Below are 3,868 nucleotides of genomic sequence, written 5' to 3' on the forward strand. Positions count from 1 at the left end.
GGCGATCATGGGCATCCCCACCCTGGTCGCAGGCCGCTTCTACGGCATGAACAACACCACGTTCGCGCTGTTCAGCACGGCGCTGCTGATCGTGGCCACGGCGGTCGCGAACAGTCTGGTCAAGCGCGACCGACGCGTGCTCGCAGCCGCCGTGGTCGCAGGGATCGGCATCGTGGGGATCGTCATCGACGGCGCGCCGTTCCTCGGCGCCGACTTCGGCGGACCCCCCGCGATGCTGGTCGCGTTCGGGCTGCTGGCGCTGATGGCCGCCGGGATCCGGCTGAGCGTCAAGCGCGTGATACTCGTGGTCGTGGGCGCCGGGGTCATCACGATGCTGATCGCGTTCCTCGACTGGCTACGCCCACCGGGCTCGCGCACGCACCTGGGCCGGTTCTTCGCCGATGTGCTCAGCGGTGACATGTGGACCGTGATCGGTCGCAAGCTCGATCAGAACCTCACGATCCTCTTCAACAACCGGCCGCTGACGATCCTCGCGATCTGCGGAGTGCTGCTCGTGGTGCTGGTGCTGATCCGGCCCGTCAAGGAGACGATCACCTCGCCTGGCGGTGGCGAGTACGCCTGGCTCTCAGGCGGTGCCCCTATCTCGGCCATGGCCAAGCAGGCGCCGATGCTCGGTCCCGGCCTGGTCGCTCTGGCGATCAACGCCGGCATCGGGTTCGCCGTCAACGATTCCGGGATCGCGATCCCGGCGATCGGGGTTGCGCTCGCGGTGCCGCTCCTGCTCGCCTCGTGCGCCACCTGGATGCTCGCCCAGGACGAGACGAGCACGTCCGATCACGACGGCGCAGCTCACGCCCCGCGGTAGGACTCACCTTCGTCGTCGAGCGCCTCGGGATCCGTGCCGTCGAGCTCGTCGCCCTCGTCGTCGTCGACCGCCTGGAGGTTCGGGTAGCGGCGCAGCCGGCGGGCCGCGACCGCGGCCATCACGTCGCGAAGCTGAGCAGCGCGGTGCAGCTGGCCCGCGAGGTCGTTGCCGGAGGGGCGGTGCCGCAGGTCGCACGGCACCTCGACCACGGCGTATCCGCGGAGCAGCACGTCGATCGTCATCGCGGTCTCCACGCCCCATCCGCGTGCGAGCGGCAGCGCCGCCTCGAACGCGGAGCGGGTGATGCATCGCTGCCCGGACAGTGGTTGCGCGGGAGCCCAGCCGGTGAATCGCTGGATCGAGCGGCGCGAGAAGCCGGTCACGATGCCGCGTCCGCCCGCCCCGGCCTGCTTGGGCAGCACCGCGATCGACATGTCAGCCCGCCCCGCCCACACCGGGGGCACCAACGGGGCGGCGTTGACCGCCGTGGCACCGAGGTCGGCGTCGAGGAACAGCAGCATCCGCGGCAGGCCATCCTCCTCGTCGCGCATCGCGACCACCGAGGCACCGGTCTCCATCGCCGAGGCCTTGCCGCGGTTGGTCGCGTGCCGCACCACCACGGCACCCGCGGAGCGCGCCTGGGCGCCGGTATCGTCCTCGCTGCCGTCATCGACGACCAGCACAAGGTCCACGTGGGGGATGGCACGAGCCGCGCGCACCGTGTCGGCGATCCGCTCGGACTCGTCCTTCGCCGGGATCACAGCGGCGACGCGTTGGTCGACCTGCGGGATGCCCGCCGCGGCCGCGTCCGGGCGACGCCGGCGGATCACCGTCAGCGGTCGGGATGCTGTCTCTTCGGCGTCTGCCCCCTCCACACGGCAAGCCTAGTGGCATGGCTCCGCAGTCCCTGGACGCTCGGCGCCCGCGGCTCCACGTCGCGAGGTCGCACGTACGGCGCCCTCGCGGATCAGCGCAGGCTGACCTGCCGCGAGACCAGGCCGGCGCGGGCGCGGCGCTGCTCGGGCGTGAGTGGATCGGTCGAGGCGAGCGCGGCCTCCAGCGTGGGCGCGAATGCGGCGACCGGCTTCTCGATGTCGGCCGCCTCGGCGCCGGGCGTGAGTTCCCAGACCGGAACCAGGATCCCGCAAGACCGGAACGCGCCTACGAAGCGGGAGCCGTCGTCGAACGCCGACGCACGGTCGGCGTGCAGGCGGGCCAGCGCGTCGAACAGTCGCTCAGGCTCCTCCGGGCGTGCCCAGCGGAGGAACTCCCGCTCGCCCATCCGGCACCAGTACCCGGCGTCGACGGCGTCGATCTTGACGGTCGGCACGATCCCGCCGGCCGCCTCCTCGAGTGCGGCAGCGGCCTCGTCAGGGGCGCTGCCATCCTCGGGCACCGTGTAGGAGAACGTGTCGTGCACCGTGACCTCGAAGGGGACGTCGAGGTCGAGCACGTCCTGCAGCCGCGGTCCGGACTCGGGCAGATCGATGTGCTCCAGCGCCGTGCCGGGCTCGGCATCGAGCACCTGCAGCAGCGCAGCGGCCACGTCGCGCGAGGGGTCCTCCGACGAGCTGGCCGTCTGCAGCGCTACCAGCACCACGCCGTCGGACCGCTTCATCGCCGGCCACAACCGCGGAAGGAGCGTGACGACCAGGATGTCGACAGACCCGTGCTCCGCCGTCGTCCGGGCGGTCGCACTGGCAGCGGGGACGACCTCACGGAGGGCGACCCAGTCGGCCTCACCGGGCAGCCCCTCAAAGGGACGCAACGGTGCGGCGGCACCGCCGTCGGCGAGTGCCTGCTGCGCGGCCCTGCGGGCAGCCCGTCGCTCCGCGACCTTCGGGTCCGTGGTCTTCTTGCGCTTGGCCATGTCGGCGACCCTATTGCAGCGGGAGGCGAGGGATAGCCACGGCCCGGCAACGGTGCCAGGATCGGGTCATGCACGAGCGCGCGGGACAGCCGGCCAGGCCCGAGGACCTCATCGACGTCGACGAGGTGGTGAGCGCCTACTACGACCGGCACCCGGATGCCGACAACCCGGACGAGCAGGTCGTCTTCGGTACGTCCGGTCACCGCGGCAGCTCCCTGGACACGGCGTTCAACGAGGACCACATCGTGGCGATCACGGCCGCGATCGTCGAGTATCGGCAGGCTCAGGGCACGGACGGACCGTTGTACATCGGCCGCGACACGCACGCGCTGTCGGCACCGGCCACGACCACCGCGCTCGAGGTGCTCGCGGCGGCGGGCGTGGACGTGCGCGTCGACGCGCGGGACGGCTACACCCCCACGCCTGCGGTGTCGCACTCGATCCTGCGGCACAACGGCGCCGGCAGCTCCGAGGGGGTGCGCATCCAGGGGCCGGGACTGGCCGACCGGATCGTGGTCACGCCGTCGCACAACCCGCCCCGTGACGGCGGCTTCAAGTACAACCCGCCCCACGGCGGGCCTGCCGACTCCGACGCGACCGGCTGGATCGCGAACCGGGCGAACGAGCTGCTGCGCTCCGGCGTCGGGAGCATCCCGCGAACGAGTGACCCGCTCCAGGCCGAGAGCGTGCACAAGCACGATTACCTCCTCACCTACGTGGACGACCTCGATGCCGTGCTCGACCTCGACGCCATCCGCGCCGCAGGCGTGCGCATCGGCGCCGACCCGCTCGGCGGCGCGTCCGTGGCGTACTGGGGCGAGATCGGCGAGCGCTACGGGCTCGACCTCACGGTCGTCAACCCTGAGGTCGACCCGCGCTGGTCCTTCATGACGCTCGACGGCGACGGCAAGATCCGCATGGACTGCTCCAGCCCGAACGCGATGGCGTCACTACGGAGGCTGATGGAGGGGGACGCTCCGTACGACATCGCCACGGGGAACGACGCCGACGCCGACCGGCACGGCATCGTCACCCCCGACGGCGGGCTGATGAACCCCAACCACTACCTCGCCGTGGCGATCGAGTACCTGTTCACGCACCGCCCCGACTGGCCCGGGAGCGCCGGTGTGGGCAAGACGCTCGTCAGCTCCTCGCTCATCGACCGGGTGGTC

The 3,868-nt window shown here is 71.5% G+C and carries 3 protein-coding genes and 1 pseudogene; 2 read left to right on the forward strand and 2 right to left on the reverse strand.

Annotation, left to right across the window (positions count from 1 at the left end; genetic code table 11):
• Positions 1-826: pseudogene (locus ACOJSN_RS07980) on the forward strand (hypothetical protein); the annotation flags it as partial.
• On the opposite strand, the gene ACOJSN_RS07985 reads toward ACOJSN_RS07980, so the two are convergent.
• A complete protein-coding gene (locus tag ACOJSN_RS07985; protein ID WP_420111970.1) occupies positions 811-1,701 on the reverse strand; it encodes a glycosyltransferase family 2 protein in 891 nt (296 codons plus the stop codon). The pseudogene ACOJSN_RS07980 and the gene ACOJSN_RS07985 sit on opposite strands and share 16 nt — an antisense overlap.
• 92 nt (positions 1,702-1,793) lie before the next feature.
• On the reverse strand, positions 1,794-2,696 hold the full coding sequence (locus tag ACOJSN_RS07990) for a DUF5926 family protein (RefSeq protein ID WP_420111971.1): 903 nt from the start codon (positions 2,694-2,696) through the stop codon (positions 1,794-1,796).
• A gap of 68 nt (positions 2,697-2,764) precedes the next feature.
• Between ACOJSN_RS07990 and ACOJSN_RS07995 the strand changes: the two genes are divergently transcribed.
• Positions 2,765-3,868: phosphoglucomutase, alpha-D-glucose phosphate-specific (locus tag ACOJSN_RS07995; RefSeq protein ID WP_420111972.1), on the forward strand; the 1,104-nt coding region annotated here is incomplete at its 3' end.

Origin of the sequence: Pseudactinotalea sp. (genome assembly GCF_048594945.1) — a bacterium.
Classification (GTDB): Bacteria; Actinomycetota; Actinomycetes; order Actinomycetales; family Beutenbergiaceae; genus Pseudactinotalea.